The sequence below is a fragment of the Pseudomonas sp. LH1G9 genome, from assembly GCF_002949975.1.
GTDB classification, from domain to species: Bacteria; Pseudomonadota; Gammaproteobacteria; order Pseudomonadales; family Pseudomonadaceae; genus Aquipseudomonas; species Aquipseudomonas veronii.
Genome location: NZ_CP026880.1, coordinates 5,132,010 through 5,155,298, shown reverse-complemented (window position 1 = coordinate 5,155,298; position 23,289 = coordinate 5,132,010). Strand labels below are relative to the sequence as shown.

At 57.5% G+C, this 23,289-nt stretch carries 18 protein-coding genes; 15 read left to right on the top strand and 3 right to left on the bottom strand.

The genetic code is table 11. The features are described 5' to 3' along the window. Nucleotides 1-246 precede the first annotated feature (246 nt). From C5F70_RS23745 to C5F70_RS23710, 8 genes are all read left to right on the top strand, one after another. The gene (locus tag C5F70_RS23745; RefSeq protein ID WP_104904156.1) at nucleotides 247-1,968 is read left to right on the top strand and encodes a ShlB/FhaC/HecB family hemolysin secretion/activation protein; all 1,722 of its coding nucleotides are present in this window, start codon (nucleotides 247-249) and stop codon (nucleotides 1,966-1,968) included. A gap of 31 nt (nucleotides 1,969-1,999) precedes the next feature. Next, nucleotides 2,000-8,899 carry a DUF637 domain-containing protein gene (locus C5F70_RS23740; RefSeq protein ID WP_104904155.1) on the top strand — a complete coding sequence of 2,300 codons (6,900 nt, stop codon included), beginning with the start codon at nucleotides 2,000-2,002 and terminating at the stop codon, nucleotides 8,897-8,899. Continuing rightward, entirely contained in the window at nucleotides 8,896-9,207 is a 312-nt protein-coding gene (locus C5F70_RS23735; RefSeq protein WP_082107817.1) for a colicin, read from the top strand. Before C5F70_RS23740 ends, C5F70_RS23735 begins: the two co-directional genes overlap by 4 nt. 280 nt (nucleotides 9,208-9,487) lie before the next feature. After that, on the top strand, nucleotides 9,488-10,042 hold the full coding sequence (locus tag C5F70_RS23730; protein WP_046385102.1) for a hypothetical protein: 555 nt from the start codon (nucleotides 9,488-9,490) through the stop codon (nucleotides 10,040-10,042). Between the two features lie 74 nt (nucleotides 10,043-10,116). Next, nucleotides 10,117-10,512, top strand: a complete 396-nt coding sequence (locus C5F70_RS23725) for a hypothetical protein (RefSeq protein ID WP_082107816.1) — start codon at nucleotides 10,117-10,119, stop codon at nucleotides 10,510-10,512. Further along, nucleotides 10,512-10,988, top strand: a complete 477-nt coding sequence (locus C5F70_RS23720) for a lytic transglycosylase (protein ID WP_082107815.1) — start codon at nucleotides 10,512-10,514, stop codon at nucleotides 10,986-10,988. Before C5F70_RS23725 ends, C5F70_RS23720 begins: the two co-directional genes overlap by 1 nt. Before the next feature lie 539 nt (nucleotides 10,989-11,527). Beyond that, the gene (locus C5F70_RS23715; RefSeq protein WP_256588305.1) at nucleotides 11,528-12,799 is read left to right on the top strand and encodes a DUF637 domain-containing protein; all 1,272 of its coding nucleotides are present in this window, start codon (nucleotides 11,528-11,530) and stop codon (nucleotides 12,797-12,799) included. A 29-nt stretch (nucleotides 12,800-12,828) separates the two neighbouring features. Continuing rightward, nucleotides 12,829-13,275: a pentapeptide repeat-containing protein gene (locus tag C5F70_RS23710; protein WP_227778761.1), complete on the top strand. Its 447-nt coding sequence runs from the start codon at nucleotides 12,829-12,831 to the stop codon at nucleotides 13,273-13,275. Between the two features lie 926 nt (nucleotides 13,276-14,201). Here C5F70_RS23710 and C5F70_RS23700 read toward each other — a convergent pair. From C5F70_RS23700 to C5F70_RS23690, 3 genes are all read right to left on the bottom strand, one after another. Continuing rightward, entirely contained in the window at nucleotides 14,202-14,459 is a 258-nt protein-coding gene (locus C5F70_RS23700) for a hypothetical protein (RefSeq protein WP_046385097.1), read from the bottom strand. 556 nt (nucleotides 14,460-15,015) lie between these two features. Next, on the bottom strand, nucleotides 15,016-15,603 hold the full coding sequence (locus C5F70_RS23695) for a hypothetical protein (protein ID WP_104904154.1): 588 nt from the start codon (nucleotides 15,601-15,603) through the stop codon (nucleotides 15,016-15,018). Nucleotides 15,604-15,619: 16 nt separating this feature from the next. Continuing rightward, nucleotides 15,620-16,183 (bottom strand): hypothetical protein, encoded by a 564-nt coding sequence (locus C5F70_RS23690; protein ID WP_104904591.1) that lies wholly within the window; start codon nucleotides 16,181-16,183, stop codon nucleotides 15,620-15,622. A 376-nt stretch (nucleotides 16,184-16,559) separates the two neighbouring features. Between C5F70_RS23690 and C5F70_RS23685 the strand changes: the two genes are divergently transcribed. The 7 genes from C5F70_RS23685 (at nucleotide 16,560) to C5F70_RS23655 (ending at nucleotide 23,265) form a co-directional block, all read left to right on the top strand. Further along, on the top strand, nucleotides 16,560-17,240 hold the full coding sequence (locus C5F70_RS23685; RefSeq protein WP_017848624.1) for a CsgG/HfaB family protein: 681 nt from the start codon (nucleotides 16,560-16,562) through the stop codon (nucleotides 17,238-17,240). A gap of 28 nt (nucleotides 17,241-17,268) precedes the next feature. Then, nucleotides 17,269-17,631, top strand: a complete 363-nt coding sequence (locus C5F70_RS23680) for a DUF4810 domain-containing protein (RefSeq protein WP_017848623.1) — start codon at nucleotides 17,269-17,271, stop codon at nucleotides 17,629-17,631. Further along, on the top strand, nucleotides 17,628-18,281 hold the full coding sequence (locus C5F70_RS23675; RefSeq protein ID WP_017848622.1) for a DUF799 domain-containing protein: 654 nt from the start codon (nucleotides 17,628-17,630) through the stop codon (nucleotides 18,279-18,281). Before C5F70_RS23680 ends, C5F70_RS23675 begins: the two co-directional genes overlap by 4 nt. Nucleotides 18,282-18,965: 684 nt before the next feature. Then, the gene (locus C5F70_RS23670; RefSeq protein WP_104904153.1) at nucleotides 18,966-20,588 is read left to right on the top strand and encodes a VWA domain-containing protein; all 1,623 of its coding nucleotides are present in this window, start codon (nucleotides 18,966-18,968) and stop codon (nucleotides 20,586-20,588) included. A gap of 38 nt (nucleotides 20,589-20,626) precedes the next feature. Next, the gene (locus C5F70_RS23665; RefSeq protein ID WP_046488820.1) at nucleotides 20,627-21,199 is read left to right on the top strand and encodes an RNA polymerase sigma factor; all 573 of its coding nucleotides are present in this window, start codon (nucleotides 20,627-20,629) and stop codon (nucleotides 21,197-21,199) included. Then, nucleotides 21,196-21,783 carry a hypothetical protein gene (locus C5F70_RS23660; protein ID WP_046385092.1) on the top strand — a complete coding sequence of 196 codons (588 nt, stop codon included), beginning with the start codon at nucleotides 21,196-21,198 and terminating at the stop codon, nucleotides 21,781-21,783. Before C5F70_RS23665 ends, C5F70_RS23660 begins: the two co-directional genes overlap by 4 nt. Before the next feature lie 417 nt (nucleotides 21,784-22,200). Continuing rightward, nucleotides 22,201-23,265: a 2,3-butanediol dehydrogenase gene (locus C5F70_RS23655; protein ID WP_226926362.1), complete on the top strand. Its 1,065-nt coding sequence runs from the start codon at nucleotides 22,201-22,203 to the stop codon at nucleotides 23,263-23,265. The last annotated feature ends 24 nt before the right edge of the window (nucleotides 23,266-23,289 follow it).

The window sequence follows — 23,289 nt, the reverse complement described above, 5'->3', positions numbered from 1 at the left end:
TCGGCAATAACTTGATGGCCAAGTAGTGGCAATTAATAAGTTATTCGCTGAATCAACATCAAAATAGTTGCCGCTTGTCGGAATAATACTTCCGATGAGCGCTTGCTTATCTATTTTGATTATTTTTATGGTTATAAATCAGTGTGTTGCAGAACTATCTAGAGCTTGCGTGCAACTAATCCAGTCCCTTGGGTCAGCCGAAGTTCGATGTTAGTTTGCCGCGCCTTGATTTTCGACGGATCGAACATGTCTTTGTTATTGCCACGGACTCGGTATCTTCTGTGTACTTTGCTGCTCGCCTGGTTAAGCCTGAACAGCGCCACGGCCGCCCCCACGCCGGGCGATCAGGACCTGATCCGCGACCGCCAGAACCGCCTGCTCGACGAGCAGCGCCGGCGCCTCGACGAGCTCAAGGATCTGCCCGGCAAAGAAGCCAAGCCCCAGGCCCCGGCCACGCCCGCCGACAGCCGTTGCTTCCCGATCCGGGACATCACGCTCAAAGGCGCCGACAGCCTGCCCGCCACCGACCGCGAGCGCCTGCTCAAACCCTATGTCGGCCAGTGCCTGGGCGTGTCGCAGCTCAATGAACTGCTCAAGGTCATCACCGATTACTACATCGACAAAGGCCGGGTCACCAGTCGCGCCTACTTGCCGCAACAAGACCTTTCCAGCGGTCACCTCCAGGTGCTGGTGGTCGAAGGCAAACTCGAAGGACTCAAAGGCGCCCAAGGCAGCAGCGTGACCGATCGCGAGCTGGCCATGGCCTTTCCCGGCAAGGTCGGCGAGGCGCTCAACCTGCGCGAAGTCGAGCAACTGGTGGACCAGCTCAACCGCCTGCCCTCCAAGCAGGCGCAAATGGAACTGACCCCCGGCACCCAGGTAGGCGGCAGTGACGTCGTGGTCAAGAACATCCCGCAAAAGCCCTGGCGCGCCAGCCTGTCGCGCAACAACGACGGGCAGAAAAGCACCGGCGAACAGCAATGGGGCGCCGGCCTGGAGTGGGACAGCCCGCTCGGCCTGGCCGACCAACTGGTGCTGCGCGGCGGCCACGATGCCGTCAGCGACCACCAGAAAACCTCGAAAAACAGCATGCTCTACTACAACGTGCCGTGGGGCTGGTGGAACTTCAGTTACACCTACAACGAGAGCGACTACCGCACCTTTGGCGTGACCAACGACTACAAATTCAAGCAGAACGGCGACAACCAGAATCACCAGTTGCGCGCCGAGCGGGTGGTCCATCGTGACGATGTGAGCAAGACATCGCTGAACGTCGGCGTGGCGCACCTGCGCACCAACAACTACATCCTCGATACCCGTACCGCCTCGAGCAGCAACCGCCTCAGCGAATTGCAACTGGGCTTCAACCACGGGCGCCGCATCGGCAGCGGGTTCGTCAACGTTGACCTGGGCATGCAGAACGGCATCGGCTTGCTCGATGCCCAGGCCCAGGACGAGCGCGATGACGCAGGCAATCGGCAGCCCAACGCGCGCTATCGCAAATACACCGCCACCGCTAGCTTCCTGCAGCCGTTCACGCTGTGGGGCGAGTCGTTCAGTTTTTCCAGCCTGGCCACCGGCCAACGCAGTGAAGACATCCTGTTCAGCCCGCAGCGCATCAGCCTCGGCGGCTCGGCCTCGGTGCGCGGCTTCAAAGACCAGCAACTGAGCGGCGACAGCGGCGGCTACTGGCGCAACGACGTGCGCTGGGCGCGCCCGGTGACGCTCGATTGGCTGCGCCCGGCCTTTGCCGAATACGGCGCCAGCGTCGGCTACGACCAAGGTGTGATCAGCCACGGTCGCTACAACGACGACGTACACGGTCGGGTCTCGAGCAACTCCCTGGAGCTGTTCGCCCGGGGCAAACACGTCAGCACCAGCGTGACGTTTGCCCATTCTTTGGAACGCCCGGCAGTGATGAGCGAGCGCGAAGCGCCGATCTACTTCCGCATGGATTTCTTCCTGTAATTCAACGCCCCGTTACATCGAGAATTTGAAAATGGATGTTCGCCAATTTGCCTTCCTGGCCCGCCAACCTTCTGCCGCCCTGAAGCCGCGCGACGCGTTCTTCGGCCTGCCCAAGCGCGGGCTGGCATTGATCCTCGCCAACGCGCTGTTCTGGCAGCCGCTGCTGGCCCAGGCCGAGGGCATCGTGGTCAGCGCGCCCGGCACCACCGTCGGCGCCGCGGGCAATGGCGTGCCGGTGGTGAACATCGCCACACCGAACGGCAGTGGCCTGTCGCACAACCAGTTCAAGGACTACAACGTCGGCCCCAACGGCGTGATCCTCAACAACGCCAGCGGCGCGGTGACCAACACCCAGCTGGGCGGCTACATCGTCGGCAACCCCAACCTCAAGGGCGGCGCGGCCAGCGTCATCCTCAACGAAGTCAACGGCGGCAACCCCAGCCAGTTGCGCGGCTACACCGAAGTAGCGGGTCAGTCGGCCAAGGTCATCGTCGCCAACCCCTACGGCATCAGTTGCAACGGCTGCGGCTTCATCAACACCCCCAACGCCACCCTGACCACCGGCAAACCCGTCATCGACACCGTCGGCCGCCTGGACCACTACCAAGTCGACGGCGGCGCCGTGACCATTGACGGCCAGGGCCTGAACGCGAGCAACGTCGACCGCTTCGAAATCATCACCCGCTCGGCCAAGATCAATGCGCAGATCAATGCGCGCCAGCTCACCGTGATTGCCGGGCGCAATGACGTCGACGCGCAAAGCCTGAAAACCACCGCGCGCGCCGACGATGGCAGCGCCAAGCCTGAGCTGGCAATCGACTCCAGCGCCTTGGGCGGCATGTACGCCGGCGCGATCAAACTGGTCGGCACCGAAGCCGGCGTGGGTGTGAAGCTCGACGGTACGTTGGCGGCCAGTGGTGGGGATATTCAGTTGGATGCCAATGGGCGTTTGAGCATGGCGCAGGCAGCGGCCACCGGTAACGTCACGGTCAACGCGCAGAATATCGACCTCACCGATAAGGTCTACGCCACCGGCAACGTGCAAGTGACCAGCGCCCAGGCGTTGGTCAACCAGAAGAGTGTGGCGGCCGGTCAGCGTATCGAAATCAATGCGACGACAGTGACCAACCCCGGCATCATCGAAGCTGGCGTCGCCCCCGACAACAGCCGCAATGCCACCGGCGACCTGGTGGTCAACGCGCAAACTGTCAACACCACCGGCAACCTGCTGGCCAGCCGCACATTAGCGATCACTGCCGCGCAAACGCTGACCAATCAGGACGGCGTCATTCAGGGTAAAACCGTCAGCATCGATGCGGCCAAGTTGGTCAACCAGGGCGAAGTGGCACGGGTGTATGGCGTAAAAAGCCTGGCGATCAATGCGCCGGCCATCGTCAACCTGGGCGGTTTGCTCCGCTTCGGTGAAGGCCAGGCGGCGACCCTCGACAGCGCGTCCCTGGACAACCGTCAGGGCCGTATCGAAATGGCCGGTGGCAGCCTGGTGCTGAGCAGTGCCGCACTGAACAACAGCGAAGGCAAGATCATTGCTAGCGACTTGACGGTCAACGCGGGCCGCGTCAATAACCAGAGCGGCCTGCTCGTCGCCAACACCGTGACAGTGACAGCCGACACGCTCGACAACAGCAACGGCACACTGGCCAGCCAACTCGGCAACCTGAAGCTGACCGTTAAAGCCCTGACCAACCGTGGCGGCACACTGTTCGGCAAAGAATTGTTAACCTTCGACGGTGCCACCCTCGATAACAGCGCCAATGGCCAGATCAGCGGCAACCGACTGGACCTGACGGCTCGCGACACGCTCACCAACCGTGACGGCCTGATCGAAGCCAGCCAGGGTCTGACCCTCGGCGGCGGCAATCTCGACAATAGCGCAGGCGGGCAAGTACGCAGCCTGGCTGGCACCAGCAGCAGCCTCGACTTCAGCGGGCAGGTGAGCAACCAAAAGGGCATTCTTGAGTTTGGTAGCCAGGCCTTCAGCCTCGACGCCGGGCACTTGAACAACCAAGCCGGTCAATTGCAGCACGCCGGCAGCGGCCTGTTCCGCGTCAAAACCGCCAGCCTCAGCGGCAGCCAAGGCGACATCAATGGCCTGGGCACCGCCGACTGGTCCTTCGGTACTGTCGATGGCCTCGGGCGTGTGCAACTCAATGAACGCCTCACTTACACAAGCACCCAGAACCTGACCCTCAAAGCCGGCGACCGCATGGCCAGCGCAAAAGGCCTGGTGCTTGACGTGGCCAGCCTCGACAACGGCGGCGAACTGCTCAGCGACGGCGACCTGAGCATCACCCTCAGCGGCGACATGACCAACAGCGGCCGCGTGTCGGCCCTGCAAAAACTCAGCGTGCAGGCCAATAGCCTCAGCCAGAACGGTGGGCGCCTGGCGGGCAACACCACCCAACTGAACCTGCGCGGCACCCTCGACAACCTCGGCTACCTCACCGCACGTCAGCAACTGGATATCGCCGCGCTGCAAATCAACAACCGTGGCACCCTCGGTGCACAGGGTGCAGTGAACCTCAGCGCCGTCAACGGCATCACCAATGGAGCGGATTCGCTGCTATTCAGCGGTGCCGACCTGACCTTGCGCGGCAACGGCTTCAGCAACGTTTATGGCGACGTTTACACCCAGGGCAACCTGACGTTTGCCGCGCGTGATGGTGGTCAGGCGGCAGTGTTCAGCAACCTGTCGGGCACGGTTGAAGCCGAGGGCAACATCGGCATCAACGCCGCATTGGTAGAAAACGCCAAGGCCGTGTTCGAGCTGGGACGGACCGTGACCACCGGGAGTGTGTACTGGCAATGTGGCCAGCACTGCGACGGGGACTACTCGTACAAGCGCGGCGAGATACGCATCAACCAGACCTTCCTCGAATCCGCGCTCAAGGACTCGGCGCCCGCGCGCCTGGTCGCCGGCAAAGACATGCTGATCCAGGGCGACAACGTCCAGAACCGTTACAGCCTGCTGGCCGCCAACGGCAACCTCGGCATCGTCGCGAATAACCTGCTCAACCAAGGCGCGGGCACCCGCACTGGGCAGAACAGCATCGTTATCGGCACTCCGCGAAGAATTGACAAACATTACTGGGACCACGTTGAGTACGTCGAAGTCCCCGCGTTCAGCGCCGCCGTTGCTGCCGGTCACTTCGACCTGGCGACGTTTGAAGCGCTCAAGGCGCGCTCCAGTGACTGGCGTTTTGCCGAGGCAAGTAACGTCACTACCTGGACCGTAAAAGATGCGCTTGTCTACAACGCCACCCTGCAAGCCGGTGGCACCGTCGACCTGTCCAAAGTCGTCAACACCGTGCAAAACGGCACGCTGCTGGAAAACCAGAAAGCGCAACTGACCGGCACCCTCGACAACGACCAGACTGGCATCCCCGTCGGCGGCATTAACATCAGCCTCAGCCAGCAGGCCAGTGCCCCTGGCTCGGCGTTCACCCCAGTCGACCCGACCACCTCGCCGTATTTCAAACTGCCCAAGGGCGAGTACGGCCTGTTCGTCAAAAACGCCGACCCTACCAGCCACTACCTGATCGAAACCAACCCCCAGTTTGCCAGCCTCTCGGGCTTCTTCAGCTCCGACTACATGCTCGACAAACTCGGCTTCAGCGCCGACACCGCCTGGCGCCGTCTCGGGGATGGCCAATACGAAACCCGCCTGATCCGCGACGCCGTGCTCGCGCAAACCGGCCAACGCTTCCTCACCAGTGCCTTGAGCAGCGACGCGGACCAATTCCGCTACCTGATGGACAACGCGCTGGCCAGCAAAGACGCCCTGCGCCTGAGCCTCGGTGTGACCCTCACTAGCCAGCAAGTCGGCGCACTGACCCACGACATCGTGTGGATGGAAAATCGCGTGATCGACGGCCAGACCGTCCTCGTGCCGGTGCTCTACCTGGCCCAGGCCGACTCGCGCAACGTACGCGGCAACAGCCTGATCCAGGGCCGCGACCTCAACCTGTTCACTGGCGGCGACCTGATCAACGTCGGCACCCTGCGCGCCAGCAACAACCTCTCCGCCGCCGCCGGCGGCAGTCTCTACAACGGCGGCCTGATCGAAGCGGGCAACAACCTGACCTTGCTGGCCCAGGACAGCATCCGCAACGCCATGGCCGGTGAAATTCGCGGTACCCAAGTCAACCTCGCCGCCCTCAAAGGCGACATCACCAACGACACCACCGCGATTCAAGTGCGCGATGGCGCGGGCATGCGTACCCTCACCGACAACGGCACTAGCACCATCAGCGCCCGCGACAACCTGGTGATGGAGGCCGGTCGTGACCTCATCAATCGCGGTGCGCTTGCAGGCGGCAACGACGTCACCCTCACCGCTGGCCGCGACCTCAGCCTGCTGCCCGTCAGCGATACCCGCGTGAAGCACGAATTCAGCGACGGCGGGCACAAATCCAGCATCACCACCGACGTCAAAAACCTCGCCGCCAGCGTTACGGCGGGGGGCAATCTGAATATGAAGGCTGGGCAGGATGTAAACATCATCGGTAGCACGGCCACCGCTGGCAAAGACATCAATGTCGACGTCGGGCGCGATTTCAACGTGGCGTCGGTCAGCGATGTGCACAGTGTTGAAGGTAAGGAAAAACACGGCAAAAAACGCATCAAGACGATGGATGAGCAGACTACCCAAGTGGCCAGTGTGTTGACCGCGGGTGGGGATTTCAGAAGTCAGGCCGGGCGCGATACGACGCTGGTGGCGAGCAAGATCAGTGCGGGGAATGAAGCGTATTTGTACAGCGGGGAGCGGATGAATCTGCTGGCGGCTGAGAACAGTACGCATACCTTGTATGACATGAAGGAGAAGGGAAGCTGGGGCGCTAAAAAGGCGCAGATGGACGAAGTAACCCGCACGACTCAAGTAGGCACCGAGATCAAGGCGGGCGGAAACCTCACTCTGAAAAGTGGTGGCGACCAGTTGTACCAAGTCGCCAAGCTCAACAGCGGCAAGGACATCATTCTCGATAGCAGCGGTGCGATCGTCTTTGAAGGAGTCAAGGACCTGCACGATGAGAGCCACACCAAGAGTAAAAGCGACCTCTCCTGGTTCAGCGCCAAAGGTAAAGGCAATACCGATGAAACCCTGCGTCAGAGCGAGCTGGTTGCTCAAGGGCAGCTTGTTATCAAGGCCGCCGAAGGCATTCGCATCGATGTCAAACAGGTTGATCAGCAGACCGTAAGCCAGACCGTTGATGCGATGGTAAAGGCTGATCCCAATCTGGCTTGGCTGAAGCAAGCTGAGGCACGTGGCGACATTGATTGGCGCCAGGTGAAGGAGATTCACGAGAGCTTCAAGTACGACAACTCGGGGCTGGGTGCCGGTGCCAAGATTGCGATTGCGATCATGATGGCGGCGATCATGGGCCCGGCTGGTTTTGGTCTAGGTGGCTGGCAACTGGCGGTCGCTACGAGCTTCTCTACTACGGGTGTTACCAGCACCATTAACAACAAAGGCAACCTCGGCAGGGCTTTGAAGGAAACCGTTAGTACCGACAGTCTTAAAAGCGCGGCGGTTGCTGGTTTTACGGCGGGTGCTCTGGAGTATGCCGACACTAATTGGTTCGCTGGTGCCGACAAAGCAGGTGCAAGTACTAGCACCGTCCAAGGTGTTAACCCGAGTGCGGGCTCAACCTTGGCGGTTACTAACTCCTCCAAAGACATTTTCACCTGGACGTCAGCGGGTGATATCGCCCTGCGCACTGGAGGTCGGGCGGTAATCTCTAGCGGGATTTCTACGGCCATCCAGGGCGGAAGTTTCGGCGACAATTTCAATGCTGCCTTGCTGGGAGAGGCTGGCAACGTTGCGATGGCTACCGGTTTTAATTGGGTGGGTGACTACGTCACCTTCCCGAATGGAAGTCCTCAAAAGATCATTGCTCATGCATTGATGGGCGGATTGCTGGCGGAAGCGACCGGCAGTGATTTCAAAACCGGGGCTGCGGCGGCTGGGTTGAATGAAGCGCTCATCAATCAATTAACTTGGGCCGCCCAAGGCAATAAAGACATCACTTTGATGCTTTCACAACTGACTGGGTTGTTAGCAGCGGCGGCGGTTGATGGTGATTTAGAGAAAGGCTCTCAGATTGCTCAGAAGGCGACGACGTTTAACTACCTTTACCACAAAGAAGTCGAGGAGATGCTTCGGGAGGTTGACAGCAAAAGTACGGAACAAGAGAAAAGGGCGGTTAGGGAGCGGTATGCGGCCCTTGATCAGCAGAGAAATGACGAATTGGATGCGCTCTGCGCGCGCGATCCGCAACGCTGCAGGGGTATTGCTATCTCGTTGGCGAACGATGATCAGAAACTCGTCGATCTGGTAGGTAAGCTTAGGTCCCAGGGGCAGGGTGGTGCTGCTTCTGCTGTAGGTTTTGTGATAGGGAGCAACCTAGACGCTTCCAGCAAAATTGCTGCAGATATCAGCTCTGCTGGCGGTGGGGTGTTGGTTAAGCTCGGGGCGGAGGCTATCAAGGCTGGAGTTGGAGTAACATTACCCTCGCGCTCTGGAGCAGGGAAAGGGAAGGGTAGTCAGGGTGAAGCTGCGGGTCCTGATGTACCGCAGGGTGCAAAAGCGACAGGTGCCTCGCTGGACAACGTAGCCAGTAGCATCCATGCTGGCCAGCAAGGCAAGCATGTTCTGGGGCATAACAATTTTCTTCCCGGACGCAGCTATCTTAATGAGGGTGTCGATCCTCAAAAACTGTTGAATGGTGCTCATGCGGGAGAGTTTCCTGTCGTAGGTTATGGTTCAAGAGGGCAGCCAATAGTTGATTTTGGAAAAAATATTGGTGTTGATGGCACATCAGGCTTGACGACAAGATACGGAACAATACATTCAGGTAAAAGCGGAGCGCATATTGTTCCGACAAATCCTGCTACTGTCGGAGCGAAACCATGAATACTTTTCCTGATTGGTTGGTCTTATGTGTTTGGCGTGCTCTGATTGGTGAAATATATCCTGCAATAAGGGCGATTGCTATTTCACTGTCAGACGATGGAACATTACTTGTTCGTTACTATCTTGACAGGTCGCCTACAGACTTTGACTGGGAAAGTTTAGAGGTTGTTGCCACAAATATTTCAGCTTCAATTGGTCAAGAAAAAATTTCTCACATAGATTTAGATTGTAAGTTCGTGCTTGGTTCAATAGGGAGTCTTGAGTGTCTCGACGGCTTCATCTACTGTCGCAGAGAATATGATTTGTAGGTGCAAAAGCAACATCGATTGAGTTTTTGCCGAAAGCTACGCGGAATAGTGCAGGACAGATAGAGGCGAACATTACTCAGAGCAGCGCCATAAAGACCCTTGAGTCTAATGGTTATAGAAAGACAATTTCTCAGGATGGCTCAGTTACTGTGTTAACTAATGGAGAGAAGACCTATCGATTCTATCCATCTTCAACGTCCACAGGGCAACCTTCCGCGTCGTTGACTATAGAAGGGGTGAAAAAACCAACTGCGAAAATCAGGTTTTCAGGAGAGTAGTCATGGCTGTTTTGAGAGTTGAAGATAAAGATTTGAATTCTTTTCTTGATAGGCTGTCAGGTGTCATGAATTTTAATAAAGACTTGCCGATGAATGTTTTTGTAGGTGGTGGATTTCTGTTTTGGTTTTTTGAGAGACCATTGCTCTGCTTTTTTGAAATTTTTTCGGGATTGGTATCGAATAGCGTTTCCAGCTTTAAGTCAGATGTATTTATAAAGTTTTCAGGAAGTGAGCGATTAGGTAACTCTTGTTTTTCCTTGGATGGAAGCGATTTAGAGAAAGATGTTCGTTGGTTGAGTAAAAAGTTTGAAAGTTTTTTTGATGGAACGGTTGGTTATCCAATAGTTCTATGCGATAGCGCGTGCAAATGGGTTGCCTTTGAAAGCGCATATGAGGAATTTGGCGTTGTTGCTGTGAAGGAATCAGAGATTCAAGAGGGTTTTTACGAGTATTTAAACTCAAATTTGATCTCGATGGATGAGTTGGCTGAGCTGGCATCCGGTTGCACCGCGGAAGGTATAATCGCAAAGGCTCTGATTTCTTCCTATTCTAGCTAGTCGGTGCAAAAGCAACTGGCGGTGCTGCAGAAAAGGTAGATGATGTTGTAGCTCCATCGTCTAAACCTGAATGGTTGCAACGGCTTGATGCGGGTGATGAGTTTAATAAGGTACAGTCTAAAAACTACCCGAATAACGAAGTTTATATTCAGCGACCTGACGGGAATGGCTATTATCGTGTTGATTCGTATAATCCCATAAAAGGCGAAATCGTCTCTCGTAAATTGACACAGCTTTCTGAGGTTTCAGAGGCGACAGCAAAGAGCTACATAAGTGAGGCCATTACGAAATACCCTTCTGGTGCGACCATTGCGAAAGTTCCATCTAGTGGGTCTTTGGGTGGTCAAAAATTGCAAGGTACTGTTATTCTGGAGGTTCCTCCACAGAATGGAGTGATTCCAAAAGCCATCTTGGACTCTGCCAATAAAGCAGGGGTTTTAATTAGAGATACTAATGGGAAGGTGTATTGATGGAGCTGCCTATTTATTATTGTAAGACTTGGTTTCGGATGAAGAAGTTTGCGATAGAGCCTATGGATGAATCTCTGGCACATTCTAGGCATCTCTCGGGTGAGTCATATACGGCTCTCATTGGCTCGGACTCTGCGCCATCTTGCTTTGTTGAGTTCTCCATAGATAAAGGAATGGTTGGTGTCGGATTTTTAGATAAAAAATGTCGTGAGTACCTGACCTACCAATTTCAAGTAACAGATTCGGATAACTTATTTTTGACTATGGCGACTCATCGTGAGTTTGAAGGGGATGGAGACGAGGTCATAGGTGGGGAGTCCTATATTTTCAATGAGGAAGGCGGCCTTGTTATTAGGCGAGAAAAATTTAATCCTCATGAGGTTGAAGAGGCCAGATCAAGTTTCGAGCCGTCTCGAAATTATGAAAAACTTCCCAAGTTTGGTTGTTACTCTAATTTAACAAAAGCTGACAGATGAAAAAGACAGGTGAGTTCCATTATAAATTTTAAGGGGTCTGAGTTGATATGGCACCGGCCTTGCGCCGGTGTTTTTGCACCCTGACGACCTACGGTCTAGCTGCTCAATACGCCCTTTTTGAGCATGATTTTTCGCCCCTTAACAGGAGCAAAATCTCAATACACATCACGCACCTCTCGCGAGGTGGGTATTTTCTATATGTATCAATTAGTTATCCGGTTTCTGTCTGCTGGGTGCTGTTATACATTTGTAATACAAAACGAGTGTTTCACCCAGCAAGCACTGACGTGAGTTGGGGAAATAGGGGTCATGGGAAATAGGGGTCAGACCACGTTTTGCATTTATGGAGTTTTTGTGACTATTGTTCAGTCCTTTAAAAAGAGAGTTCTCCGAGGAGTGGTATGTCGTCCGAAGGCTGTTTTTTCTTAGTCTTATAATGGTGGTCTGACCCCTATTTCTCTAATTGGTTCGCTGGTGCCGACAAAGCAGGTGCAAGTACTAGCACCGTCCAAGGTGTTAACCCGAGTGCGGGCTCAACCTTGGCGGTTACTAACTCCTCCAAAGATATTTTCACCTGGACGTCAGCGGGTGATATCGCCCTGCGCACTGGAGGTCGGGCGGTAATCTCTAGCGGGATTTCTACGGCCATCCAGGGCGGAAGTTTCGGCGACAATTTCAATGCTGCCTTGCTGGGAGAGGCTGGCAACGTTGCGATGGCTACCGGTTTTAATTGGGTGGGTGACTACGTCACGTTCCCGAATGGAAGCCCTCAAAAGATCATTGCTCATGCATTGATGGGCGGATTGCTGGCGGAAGCGACCGGCAGTGATTTCAAAACCGGGGCTGCGGCGGCTGGGTTGAATGAAGCGCTCATCAATCAATTAACTTGGGCCGCCCAAGGCAATAAAGACATCACTTTGATGCTTTCACAACTGACTGGGTTGTTAGCAGCGGCAGCGGTTGATGGTGATTTAGAGAAAGGCTCTCAGATTGCTCAGAAGGCGACGACGTTTAACTACCTTTACCACAAAGAAGTCGAGGAGATGCTTCGGGAGGTTGACAGCAAAAGTACGGAACAAGAGAAAAGGGCGGTTAGGGAGCGGTATGCGGCCCTTGATCAGCAGAGAAATGACGAATTGGATGCGCTCTGCGCGCGCGATCCGCAACGCTGCAGGGGTATTGCTATCTCGTTGGCGAACGATGATCAGAAACTCGTCGATCTGGTAGGTAAGCTTAGGTCCCAGGGGCAGGGTGGTGCTGCTTCTGCTGTAGGTTTTGTGATAGGGAGCAACCTAGACGCTTCCAGCAAAATTGCTGCAGATATCAGCTCTGCTGGCGGTGGGGTGTTGGTTAAGCTCGGGGCGGAGGCTATCAAGGCTGGAGTTGGAGTAACATTACCCTCGCGCTCTGGAGCAGGGAAAGGGAAGGGTAGTCAGGGTGAAGCTGCGGGTCCTGATGTACCGCAGGGTGCAAAAGCGACAGTTCAGGGACCTTTGGTTTCTAAAGGGTCCGATGTAACGCCAGAGATCATTCAAAAAGCATTACAAGGTGATCCTGCTATTAGCGGTCAAAATTTTGTTTCATTACCTGCGGTTCAGAGATACGTTGATCGTCTTCTTAAGGGTGATGTCGCTCCTCCAATTAAAATGGATGGAAATATAATTGTTGATGGGAATCATCGTTATATCGCTGCGAAAATATTAGGGCGAAGTCCAGAGGTGGCTCCAGGAACATTGTCACCGAGCAAAGCTGGACAAACCAAACCTGTATCAGATGTAAAAATTGATCCGGTAGATTGGGGGAATAGATGATAACTATTTACTTTGAGACAGGTGAGACTATGGACTTGCCTTTGGATAGTCTAGCTAATTCTATATTTAGTGGGTTGGAGCTTCATCGTGCAATTTTTGATAATTTTGATGTTTCTGGAGCAAATTTTACAAATTCGAATTTGAGAAATGCATCTTTTAATCACTCTATATTGAATGGGGCGGTAATGCATGGTGCCGCTCTTATGAATGCGACACTGGTTGGCGTACAGATGAAACGGGCGGATCTTTCAAGTGTTATAGCAGTTGGGGCTGACTTTACCGAGGCCGATCTTTCATCGTCTGGTCTGAAAAATGCGGATGTTTTTGGCGCTAGTTTCGTAAGAGCTAATTTATGCGATGTTAATTTTGACGTTAAAAGAATAGAAAACGCTTCTTTTTCTGGTGCTATATATAATGAAGGGACAGTTTGGCCTGAAGGTTTTGATCCTATAATGTTTGGTGCGACCAAAATTTAATTTTAGTCTCTCTATTCGGGGGAAATAGGGGTCAGACCACGTTTTGCATTTATGGAGTTTTTGTGACTATTGTTCAGTCCTTTAAAAAGAGAGTTATCCGAGGAGTGGTATGTCGTCCGAAGGCTGTTTTTTCTTAGTCTTATAATGGTGGTCTGACCCCTATTTCTCTTCAACATCAATCTGAACTTGCAACACCTGGACAATTACAACGTTGGCTTTCATCGCCTAGTAACCGAGCGAAGCCAAACAGATAGCCTCGCCCCTGCTCATCCACTTTCACCGATCTTTTTTGATCTAAGACCTTTTATCAATCAAGTATTGAACCTGGTTTTAACTTCTCCACCACGCGCATAAGTCATCACAAACGAACTCCAATTTTCACCACGTCTGGTGGCGCACTCCCTCAACTCCTTCACCAAACGATAGAGGATTGCGCCATTGTAATCCGTTTCCGCATCCGTCACCCGAACCCCTTTGTTCTCGACAGTAAGAACAGTTTCTATATAACCCGCACCTACTGTTACCTCATAAAAAAAGAGTCGTAGCCATCCACGATACCTGCATCTAGCAGCTCAAAAATCTGTTTCACTAACTGTACGTCTTGAGTAACCACTATATAACCTCCGGAATCTTATGAGCCTCATTTTCAAAGAAAACTTTTTCGGTCTTTCCATTTATCGTATAGGTCAACTCCATGTTATCAGGACGCGGGAAATAGGGGTCAGACCACATTTTGCATTTAAGGAGTTTTCGTGACTATTGTTCAGTCCTTTAAAAAGAGAGTTATCCGAGGAGTGGTATGTCGTCCGAAGGCTGTTTTTTCTTAGTCTTATAATGGTGGTCTGACCCCTATTTCTCTTTAATGGTGGGGCCTAGAGTTGATTATCTGCACAAACCGGGGCGGCACCAAGGCCGCCCGATTTTATTCAGGTTGGATCGGCATTGAGCCTGCGGCTGATCACATCCAACAAATCACACCCATCGCGCAGCGGAATCGCCAGTAGATGGGCAAAGTCTTGCAGCACCACGGCATCGCTGCTGAGCTGTTCGCGAAAGGCTAGGTTTTCCAGCAGTTGGGTGACGGCTCGAATCCGGTACACGGCGGCGTCGTGGAGGACGTCGAGGGGTGCCTGAGTGTCGATGAGCAGGGCGGGGACGGTGCTATCGTGACCGGTTAGGGGCATGTATCGATTCATTTGAAGTCTCGTTTAGAGGGTATGAGATCTACCACCTAATCGTCGCCAAACGAATTAGGTGGCAGCTGTACGCAGGTTGGCGAACCGGAAACGAGTAACCGGCAGACCCGAAGGTCTCCCACGCACAGCCGCCATAACAGCGACTCTGCGGGTGCAAAATGCCTGCAAAAAAACGCAGAACGCTTTTGCACTCGTTTACGGATCGCCAAATCCGATCGCCCGGTTGGGCGACGGCCGGACTATAAGCCCCCTGCCCAAAACCACGCAAGGTATAGCACCCCGCCACTCCCTCAAGCCCCGCAGCCCTCAAAACGCCCCCACCCGGTCAGGTTGCATGGATTGCAGCGTTTTCAAATGACATGAGTGGATGGGGTAATGCTCAAGGCGCGTTACGCGTTCCAAGCCAGAACGCCGCCGGGCCAAGGGCAAACACTGTACCTGTGGCGAGGGAACAAGCTCCCGCGCCACAGGTCGCTTTTCGAGCGTTGTGTTTTTTCACTGAGCAGCGTGAGGGCTTGGCCTGCCCTCACAGCGACTTTTGACCTCAGAACAACTTGCGCTGCACCGCCTCATCCAGCGTGCTGCGCGTCAACGCCTCCACCACTTTCCGCGTGTCCGCCTGGAACGGGATGCCCACGATCAGCACCAGGTGCATCCAGGTGCGTACCGACTCACTCTTTTTCACGCGCCCGAGTTCTTTGCCGTCTTTGTCCTTGAACACGGTTTCCAGGGTGAAGGTGTTCTTCGCCGTGGACGGGATGATGAAGAACGTCACACCAGTGATGATCGCCGAGGCCATGTTGAACTGTTCGTTGTTGTACAGGGTGGCGTCGGCGTAGATGTCCGAGTCGACCTTGTCGGTGCTCACCCGCGAGAAGCGGTTGGACTGGCGAAACGAATCCGCCACGGCCTTTTCCCACAACGCCGCCGGAGCGCCGGCTGCAGTGTTGCCCGGGCCGCTGTTGACCTGGCGGAGCGCCGTGGTACGCACGAACGCCGTGGGTTTTTGCGCCGGTGCGTTGGCGGTCGGCGGCCAGGTTTGCACGGGCGGCAGTTCGTGTTGCGAGTAAGACACGCAACCTGTCAGCAAGATGGCCGCGAGGACCAGGCTGTGTTTGATCAATCCTTTCATGTGTCGCTCCTTGAAATTACGGTTTGGCCAGCTTCGCGGTAGCGGTGTCGAGCAGTTGCGCGACCAGTTCGTTCAGTTGCTTGGCGCCCATGGTTGGGGCCCAGTATTCGCGACCGTAGAGGCCGACGTTGCGCTCGAACTTGACCTCGTGTTTGGCGCTCGCCAGTTCCTTGCCATCGCGATCGACGATCACCAGGTCGCCGGCCACGTCAAAGGTGTCGACGTAGATTGGGCCGTTGACCCAGATCCAGACCGTCAGCGTCAGCAAGGCGCCGGGGACATAGCCCGGGTGTATGCCACGGTGGCCCTTGAGGGAGGTCATGTTGAACTTGAGCGACACGTCCTGCTCGCCCAGGCGCACGGGGTATTCGGTGACCTGCTTGAAGTAGCCCGCAGTACTCACGTACTGATTGAGCTGGGCGGTCAGCGAGCGGCTGATCGCGGTCTTGTTGGCGTCGTTGATGTCGGCGGCGCTCACCGTCACATCGGCGACTTGTGCGCTGCGCGGGCTGGCGATGGCGGCGGGGTGGAGCGGGGCGCCAATGGGGCCGGTGACGGTGTAGGACACACAACCGGTCATCGACAGAGCGGCGATCAGGGTCGCTGCCCGGAAGAGGGTTTTCAATACTCAATTTCCCTATTAATGAATGAGCCAGGCCAGTGTCTCGACCGATAGCCCAAAAACTTGAGGAATGTGCGTCATCGCACGCCCTCCGAAGAAACACCTTGAGAACCCCTCTCAACCCCGTAAAATGCTGCAGCCGTTGCGACCCGACATGTTCAGGGATGAAGTCAGTTACGCGCGTGTTCTTGCCTTTGCGCAGGCCAGCCTGCCTCCCTCCCTGAAACTGCCGCCCTTGGCCCGACGCCTTCGACCTCGAAGGGGTGGGTATCGCCTCGTGCCCGGTTTCTCGCTACACCGAGCGCTGCTGATTTCCTCACTTTAGGAGCAACATGTGAAAACACTGTCCCAAATCCTGCTGTCCGGCGTTGCCGTCGCAGCGCTGCTGACCGTGGCCGGTTGCGCCACGGAGAGCAACCGCGCGATGCCGGTGGAACAAGTCGCCAGCGCCCACGTTGCCTATTCCGGCGTGCGCGTGCCGATTGCCGTGGGCAAGTTCGATAACCGCTCCAGCTACATGCGCGGCATCTTCTCCGACGGCGTCGACCGTCTCGGCGGCCAGGCCAAGACCATCCTGATCACCCACCTGCAGCAGACCAACCGCTTCAGCGTGCTGGACCGCGACAACATGGGCGAAATTTCCCAGGAAGCCGCGATCAAAGGCACCGTGCAGAAGCTCAAAGGCGCTGATTACGTGGTGACCGGCGATGTGACCGAGTTCGGCCGCAAAGAAACCGGCGACCGCCAGTTGTTCGGCATCCTCGGCCGTGGCAAGACGCAAGTGGCCTACGCCAAAGTCGCGTTGAATATCGTCAACATCAGCACTTCCGAAGTGGTGTATTCCACCCAGGGTGCCGGTGAGTACGCGCTGTCCAACCGTGAAGTGATCGGCTTCGGCGGCACCGCCAGCTACGACTCCACCCTCAATGGCAAGGTGCTCGACCTGGCCATGCGTGAAGCGATCAACCGCCTAGTCGACGGCATCAACGCCGGCGCCTGGAACCCGCGCAACTGATTGGCAACCCTCAAGGAGTAGTACACGGATGAGCAAGGCAGTGAAGTTGGCGCTGATGCTGACAGCAATCGCGACGGTCGCCGGGTGCCAGACGGCGCCTCAACCCCTGTATCAATGGGAAAGCTACCAGCCGCAGGTTTACGAGTACTTCAAGGGCGAGCCCAAGGAAGCGCAGGTCGAGGCCCTGGAGCGCGATCTGCAGAAGATCAACGCCAGTGGCCGCAAAGCACCGCCGGGTTACCACGCCCACCTGGGCATGCTGTACCTGAGCATGGGCAAGGATGACCAGATGGTGCAGGAGTTCCGCACCGAGAAGGCGCTGTTCCCCGAATCCGCTGCGTACATGGACTTTCTGCTGAAAAACGCCAAGACTGGAGTCGCCACCAAATGAGCCTATTGAAACTCACCGGCGCCTTGCTGGCCCTGGCCTTGCTCGGCGGTTGCGCGGCACCGAAGACGATTGATTACACGGCATACAAACAGGCGCGGCCGAAGTCGATCCTGGTGCTGCCGCCGATCAATGAATCGCCGGAAGTGCAGGCGTCCTACAGCATGGTTTCGCAGGTGACCTACCCGCTGGCCGAAGCCGGCTACTACGTGTTGCCGATTGCCCTGGTGGACGAAACCTTCCGCCAGAACGGCCTGACCACCGCCAACGATATCCAGGGCGTGCCGCCGGCCAAGCTGCATGACATCTTCGGTGCGGATGCAGCGCTGTACATCACCATCAGCGAGTACGGCACCCAGTACATGCTGATCTCCAGCAACACCGCGGTGACCGCCTCGGCCAAACTGGTGGACCTGCGCACCGGCACCACCCTGTGGACCGGCTCGGCGCGGGCGTCCAGTGAGGAAGGCAACAATAACAACGGCGGCGGCCTGGTGGGCATGTTGATCACAGCGGCGGTCAAGCAGGTGATCAACAGCTCCACCGACGCCGCGCATCCGATCGCGGGCATCACCAGTGCGCGCCTGCTCTCGGCAGGGCAGCGCACCGGGCTGCTGTACGGTCCGCGCAACCCGAAATACGGTACGGACTGATCTCAGCGAAGGTCAAAGGTGGGAGGGGGCAAGCCCCCTCCCACACTGATCGAGGTGTTATCTAAACCAGGATTCAGGCGGGGCAGCGCGCCGGGCTGAGTTAACCGTCTCGATTCTGGCACCACCGAAGATCAAAGGTGGGAGGGAGCTTGCTCCCGATGGCGGTGGGTCAGTCGCCCGATGCAGTGGCTGACAGTTGGCAATCGGGGGCAAGCCCCCTCCCACACTGATTGAGGTGTTATCTAAACCAGGATTCAGGCGGGGCAGCGCGCCGGGCTGAGTTAACCGTCTCGATTCTGGCACCACCGAAGATCAAATGTGGGAGGGAGCTTGCTCCCGATGGCGGTGGGTCAGTCACCCGATGCAGTGGCTGACGCTTGGTCATCGGGGGCAAGCCCCCTCCCACACTGATTGAGGTGTTATCTAAACCAGGATTCAGGCGGGGCAGCGCGCCGGGCTGAGTTAACCGTCTCGATTCTGGCACCACCGAAGATCAAAGGTGGGAGGGAGCTTGCTCCCGATGGCGGTGGGTCAGTCACCCGATGCAGTGGCTGACAGTTGGCAATCGGGGGCAAGCCCCCTCCCACACTGATTGAGGTGTTATCTAGTCCAGGGTTTAACCCGAACACCCCACACCTTGCGTCTGACCTTGTGAACGGATCATTCATTCACGAGGTTCAGTCCATGTCCCATCCTCTGCTTTTCCTGCGTCCTGCTGCCCAGGGCTTTGCGGTTACCTTGCTGGTGGCGCTGGCCGGTTGTGGGCTGTCTTCGCCGCCTGATTTAGCCAAACCGACTGAGCCCGTCGCCGAGCTGCACAGCGCGCCGGTCCAGGGCGCGTTGGTCAAGCGCCAGGCGATGCCTGCACCGATGCGGATGCAGGAATCGGCAACCCTGGATTACCAAAGCGAACCCCGCGAGCAATACGCCAACCTGCCGGACAACCCGGTGCATCGGGTCGCCGAAACGCCGGTCTCGACCTTCAGCATCGACGTCGACACCGGCAGCTACGCCAACGTGAGACGTTTCCTCAACCAAGGCCGTCTACCGCCCGAGGGTGCTGTGCGACTGGAGGAAATGCTCAACTACTTCCCCTATCACTACGCCTTGCCCACCGACGGTTCGCCGTTTGGCGTGACCACCGAACTGGCGGCCACCCCGTGGAACCCGCGCACCCAACTGCTGCGCATCGGCATCAAGGCCTCCGACCGCGCCGTAGCGCAGCTGGCGCCGGCCAACCTGGTGTTTCTGGTCGATGTGTCCGGCTCCATGGACCGCCGCGAAGGCTTGCCGCTGGTGAAAAGCACCCTGAAATTGCTGGTGGATCAATTGCGCGAGCAAGACCGCGTGTCGCTGGTGGTCTACGCCGGCGAGTCGCGCGTGGTACTCCCTCCGACCTCCGGGCGCGACAAAGTGAAGCTGCGCAACGCCATCGACCAACTCAGCGCGGGCGGCGCCACCGCCGGTGCTTCAGGCATCGAACTGGCCTACCAGATGGCCCGCGAAGGCTTTATCGAGCAGGGCATCAACCGCATCCTGCTGGCCACCGATGGCGACTTCAATGTCGGCGTCAGCGATTTCGACAGCCTCAAGCACATGGCCGCGGAACAACGCAAAAGCGGTGTGTCGCTGACCACCCTCGGCTTCGGTGTGGATAACTACAACGAACACCTGATGGAGCAGCTGGCCGACGCGGGCGACGGCAACTACGCCTACATCGACACCCTGCGCGAAGCGCGCAAGGTGCTGGTGGACCAACTCAGCTCGACCCTGGCGGTGGTGGCGCGGGATGTGAAGGTGCAGGTGGAATTCAACCCGGCCCAGGTCAGCGAATACCGCTTGCTGGGTTATGAAAACCGCGCGTTGAAGCGTGAGGACTTCAACAACGACAAGGTCGACGCGGGAGAGATCGGCGCCGGGCACACGCTGACCGCGCTGTACGAAATTGTACCGAAGGGCCAGCAGGGCTGGCTGGAGCCGCTGCGCTATGCCGCCGCGCCTGCGGTGTTGGGCGCTTCCGATGAGTTGGCCATGTTGCGCGTGCGCTACAAGCCCGCGGCCGGTGGCGCGAGCCGCTTGATCGAGCGGCCGGTGAGCAACGCCTCGGCCAAGGCCAGCGACGACCTGCGCTTCTGCGCCGCCGTGGCCGCCTTCGCCCAGCAACTCAAGGGCGATGGCCGCTACACTGGCAGCATGAGTTTGCAGGACACCGCCGCACTCGCCCGCTCTGCCCGGGGCGATGACCCGTTCGGCTTGCGCAATGAATTCGTGCAACTGGTGGAAGTGGCGCAAAGCCTCAAACCTTGATCGTGAACACAACGACCAGAAAGGAGTTCGCCACCGACATGCCCGCTCCAGATGATTCACCCAGCGACGAATCGCTGCTGGCCCGCTACCGAAGTGGTGACGGCGCCGCGTTCGAAGCCTTATACGCGCGGCACCGCCAAGGTCTCTACCGCTTCCTGGTGTCCCTGAGCAACAAGGCCGAACTGGCCGAGGAAATTTATCAGGAGACCTGGCTCAGCCTGATCCGCAGCGCCACTCAGCCACAAGGCCGGGCGAGTTTTCGTACCTGGCTGTTCCAGATCGCCCGCAACCGCCTGATCGACTATTGGCGCAAGCACGGCATCCACAACCCGTTGCACGACAGTTACGATGAACAACTGCACGCCCAGCCCGACGCCAGCGCCGGCCCCGAGCAGCATCTGAGCCTGAGCCGCGACCAGGCGCGTCTCGACGCCGCGTTGCAAGACTTGCCCGAAGACCAGCGCGAAGTCTTCCTGCTGCGCCTGCATGGCGACCTCGACGTGCCGCAGATCGCCGCCCTCACCGGCGCCCCGCTGGAAACCGTGAAAAGCCGCCTGCGTTACGCCCAGCAGAAACTGCGCCGCCTGCTGGCCGAGGAGATACCCGCATGACCGACTCCCGATACACCCCCGACCCCGACGACCTGCTCATCCAGCACGTGCGTCAACACAGCCGCGGCGAGCCACCGGCGTCCCTCGATGCCTTCATTCTCGCCACCGCCCGCCGCGAAACCCCAGCGCCGCAACCCAGCCGCTGGCAACGCTGGCTGCACGCCTGCCAACGCCCGCGCTGGCAGATGGCGTTCGCCACCGTCGCAGGGTTAGCGCTGATGATCGGCGTGGTCATGCGCTCGCCCGTGCCTCAACCCGACATCTCCCCGGCGACGTTCTCCGCGCTCCACCCAGAAAGCGCCCGCCCGGCCCCCGCGCCGATGGCCCGGATGGCCGTCGCGCCCAGAGCCGAAAGCGCGCCGGTCCAAGCCGAAATTGCCGGGGCGTTGTCGGATCAATCGCCGGCCAGGCTCAGCAAGCGCGCACCGGTTGCACTGCCTTCATTGGAAGAGGGCTTGCAGGAAATCGTCAACCTGCGGGCGGCCGGGGACAGCCAAGCGGCGGATGAGAAGCTGCTGGCGTTGCACGCGCGCTTTCCCCAGGAGGACTTGCCGGCGCGCCTGGAGGTGTTGCGCAAGCGCTGAACGCGGGGCGGGCGGTGAGACGCAACGTCTCGCCGTCTCATCGCCACCGGGTGCGGCCTGACATGGCGTGTCTCATTCCAACGCGATCGCGGCCGCCCCTGGGGTTCCAGCGGACCGCTCTAAGCAAGGCCTGTTCAGGTGCTTTTGCGGATCTGGCACCGGCCTTGCTCTGGCTCTGGTAACCAGCCCGACTGGTGACCCAATAATAAAAACAGGTGCCCGATGTCCTGCCCAACTCCCTTTCCCGGTTCTGCCCGTGGCGGCGTCATGAGTCGCATGCCGCAACAGCTCAATCGACTGGTTCTGGACCTTGTGCTACCGCGCTGATGCCCCTCCTGGCGGACTCTTGCGGGGCGCCAGGGCCAATCGTTCCAAGGAGATTTCGCTATGACCCTTTCGATCAATCCGCAACGCAGCATGCGCGCCGCTGTCTGGCACGGCCGTCACGATATCCGCGTCGAAGACGTCCCGCTGCCCATTTCGCCGCCGGCCGGTTGGGTGCAGATCCGCGTGCAGTGGTGCGGAATCTGCGGGTCCGATTTGCATGAGTACGTGGCCGGGCCGGTGTTCATACCGGTCGACGCCCCGCACCCGCTGACCGGGATAAAGGGGCAGTGCATCCTCGGGCATGAGTTTTGTGGCGAGATCGTCGAACTCGGCGCCGGCGTACAGGGCTTCAGCGTCGGCGAGCCGGTGGCGGCCGATGCGTGCCAGCATTGCGGCACGTGCTACTACTGCACCCACGGGATGTACAACATCTGCGAGAACCTGGCCTTCACCGGGCTGATGAACAATGGTGCCTTCGCCGAACTGGTCAACGTGCCCGCCAACCTGCTGTATAAATTGCCGGCGAATTTTCCCGCTGAGGCCGGGGCACTGATCGAGCCGCTGGCGGTGGGCATGCACGCAGTGAAAAAAGCCGGAAGCCTGCTCGGGCAAAACGTAGTGGTGGTCGGTGCTGGCACCATCGGCCTGTGTACCATCATGTGCGCCAAGGCGGCCGGTGCGGCGCAGGTGATCGCGCTGGAAATGTCCGGCGCCCGCAAGACCAAGGCCCGGGAAGTGGGCGCGACCCATGTGCTCGATCCGAATGAATGCGATGCCCTGGCCGAAGTCCGCCGCCTCACGGGCGGGCTCGGCGCGGATGTCAGCTTCGAATGCATCGGCAACAAACACACGGCCAAGCTCGCAATCGACCTGATCCGCAAGGCCGGCAAGTGCGTCCTGGTGGGGATCTTCGAGGAACCCAGCGAGTTCAACTTTTTCGAGTTGGTGGCGACGGAAAAACAGGTAATGGGCGCGCTGGCCTACAACGGCGAGTTCGCTGACGTGATCGCGTTTATCGCCGATGGACGGCTGGACATTACGCCGCTGGTGACGGGGCGTATCCAGTTGGAACAGATCGTGGGGCAGGGCTTTGAGGAGTTGGTTAAAAACAAGGAGCACAATGTGAAGATTATTGTGTCGCCTGCTCGGGTTTGAAGTGAGCGATGATTCTGCCACTTT

Bases quoted from the DNA above. Each gene is read 5' to 3' on its own strand.
- C5F70_RS23720 (WP_082107815.1), top strand. From the start codon at position 10,512: ATGGAGCTGCCTATTTATTATTGTAAGACTTGGTTTCGGATGAAGAAG.
- C5F70_RS23730 (WP_046385102.1), top strand. From the start codon at position 9,488: ATGGCTGTTTTGAGAGTTGAAGATAAAGATTTGAATTCTTTTCTTGAT.
- C5F70_RS23740 (WP_104904155.1), top strand. From the start codon at position 2,000: ATGGATGTTCGCCAATTTGCCTTCCTGGCCCGCCAACCTTCTGCCGCC.
- C5F70_RS23680 (WP_017848623.1), top strand. From the start codon at position 17,269: ATGAGCAAGGCAGTGAAGTTGGCGCTGATGCTGACAGCAATCGCGACG.
- C5F70_RS23700 (WP_046385097.1), bottom strand. From the start codon at position 14,459: ATGCCCCTAACCGGTCACGATAGCACCGTCCCCGCCCTGCTCATCGAC.
- C5F70_RS23655 (WP_226926362.1), top strand. From the start codon at position 22,201: ATGCGCGCCGCTGTCTGGCACGGCCGTCACGATATCCGCGTCGAAGAC.
- C5F70_RS23735 (WP_082107817.1), top strand. From the start codon at position 8,896: ATGAATACTTTTCCTGATTGGTTGGTCTTATGTGTTTGGCGTGCTCTG.
- C5F70_RS23745 (WP_104904156.1), top strand. From the start codon at position 247: ATGTCTTTGTTATTGCCACGGACTCGGTATCTTCTGTGTACTTTGCTG.
- C5F70_RS23660 (WP_046385092.1), top strand. From the start codon at position 21,196: ATGACCGACTCCCGATACACCCCCGACCCCGACGACCTGCTCATCCAG.
- C5F70_RS23670 (WP_104904153.1), top strand. From the start codon at position 18,966: ATGTCCCATCCTCTGCTTTTCCTGCGTCCTGCTGCCCAGGGCTTTGCG.
- C5F70_RS23675 (WP_017848622.1), top strand. From the start codon at position 17,628: ATGAGCCTATTGAAACTCACCGGCGCCTTGCTGGCCCTGGCCTTGCTC.
- C5F70_RS23665 (WP_046488820.1), top strand. From the start codon at position 20,627: ATGCCCGCTCCAGATGATTCACCCAGCGACGAATCGCTGCTGGCCCGC.
- C5F70_RS23710 (WP_227778761.1), top strand. From the start codon at position 12,829: ATGGACTTGCCTTTGGATAGTCTAGCTAATTCTATATTTAGTGGGTTG.
- C5F70_RS23690 (WP_104904591.1), bottom strand. From the start codon at position 16,183: ATGACCGGTTGTGTGTCCTACACCGTCACCGGCCCCATTGGCGCCCCG.
- C5F70_RS23695 (WP_104904154.1), bottom strand. From the start codon at position 15,603: ATGAAAGGATTGATCAAACACAGCCTGGTCCTCGCGGCCATCTTGCTG.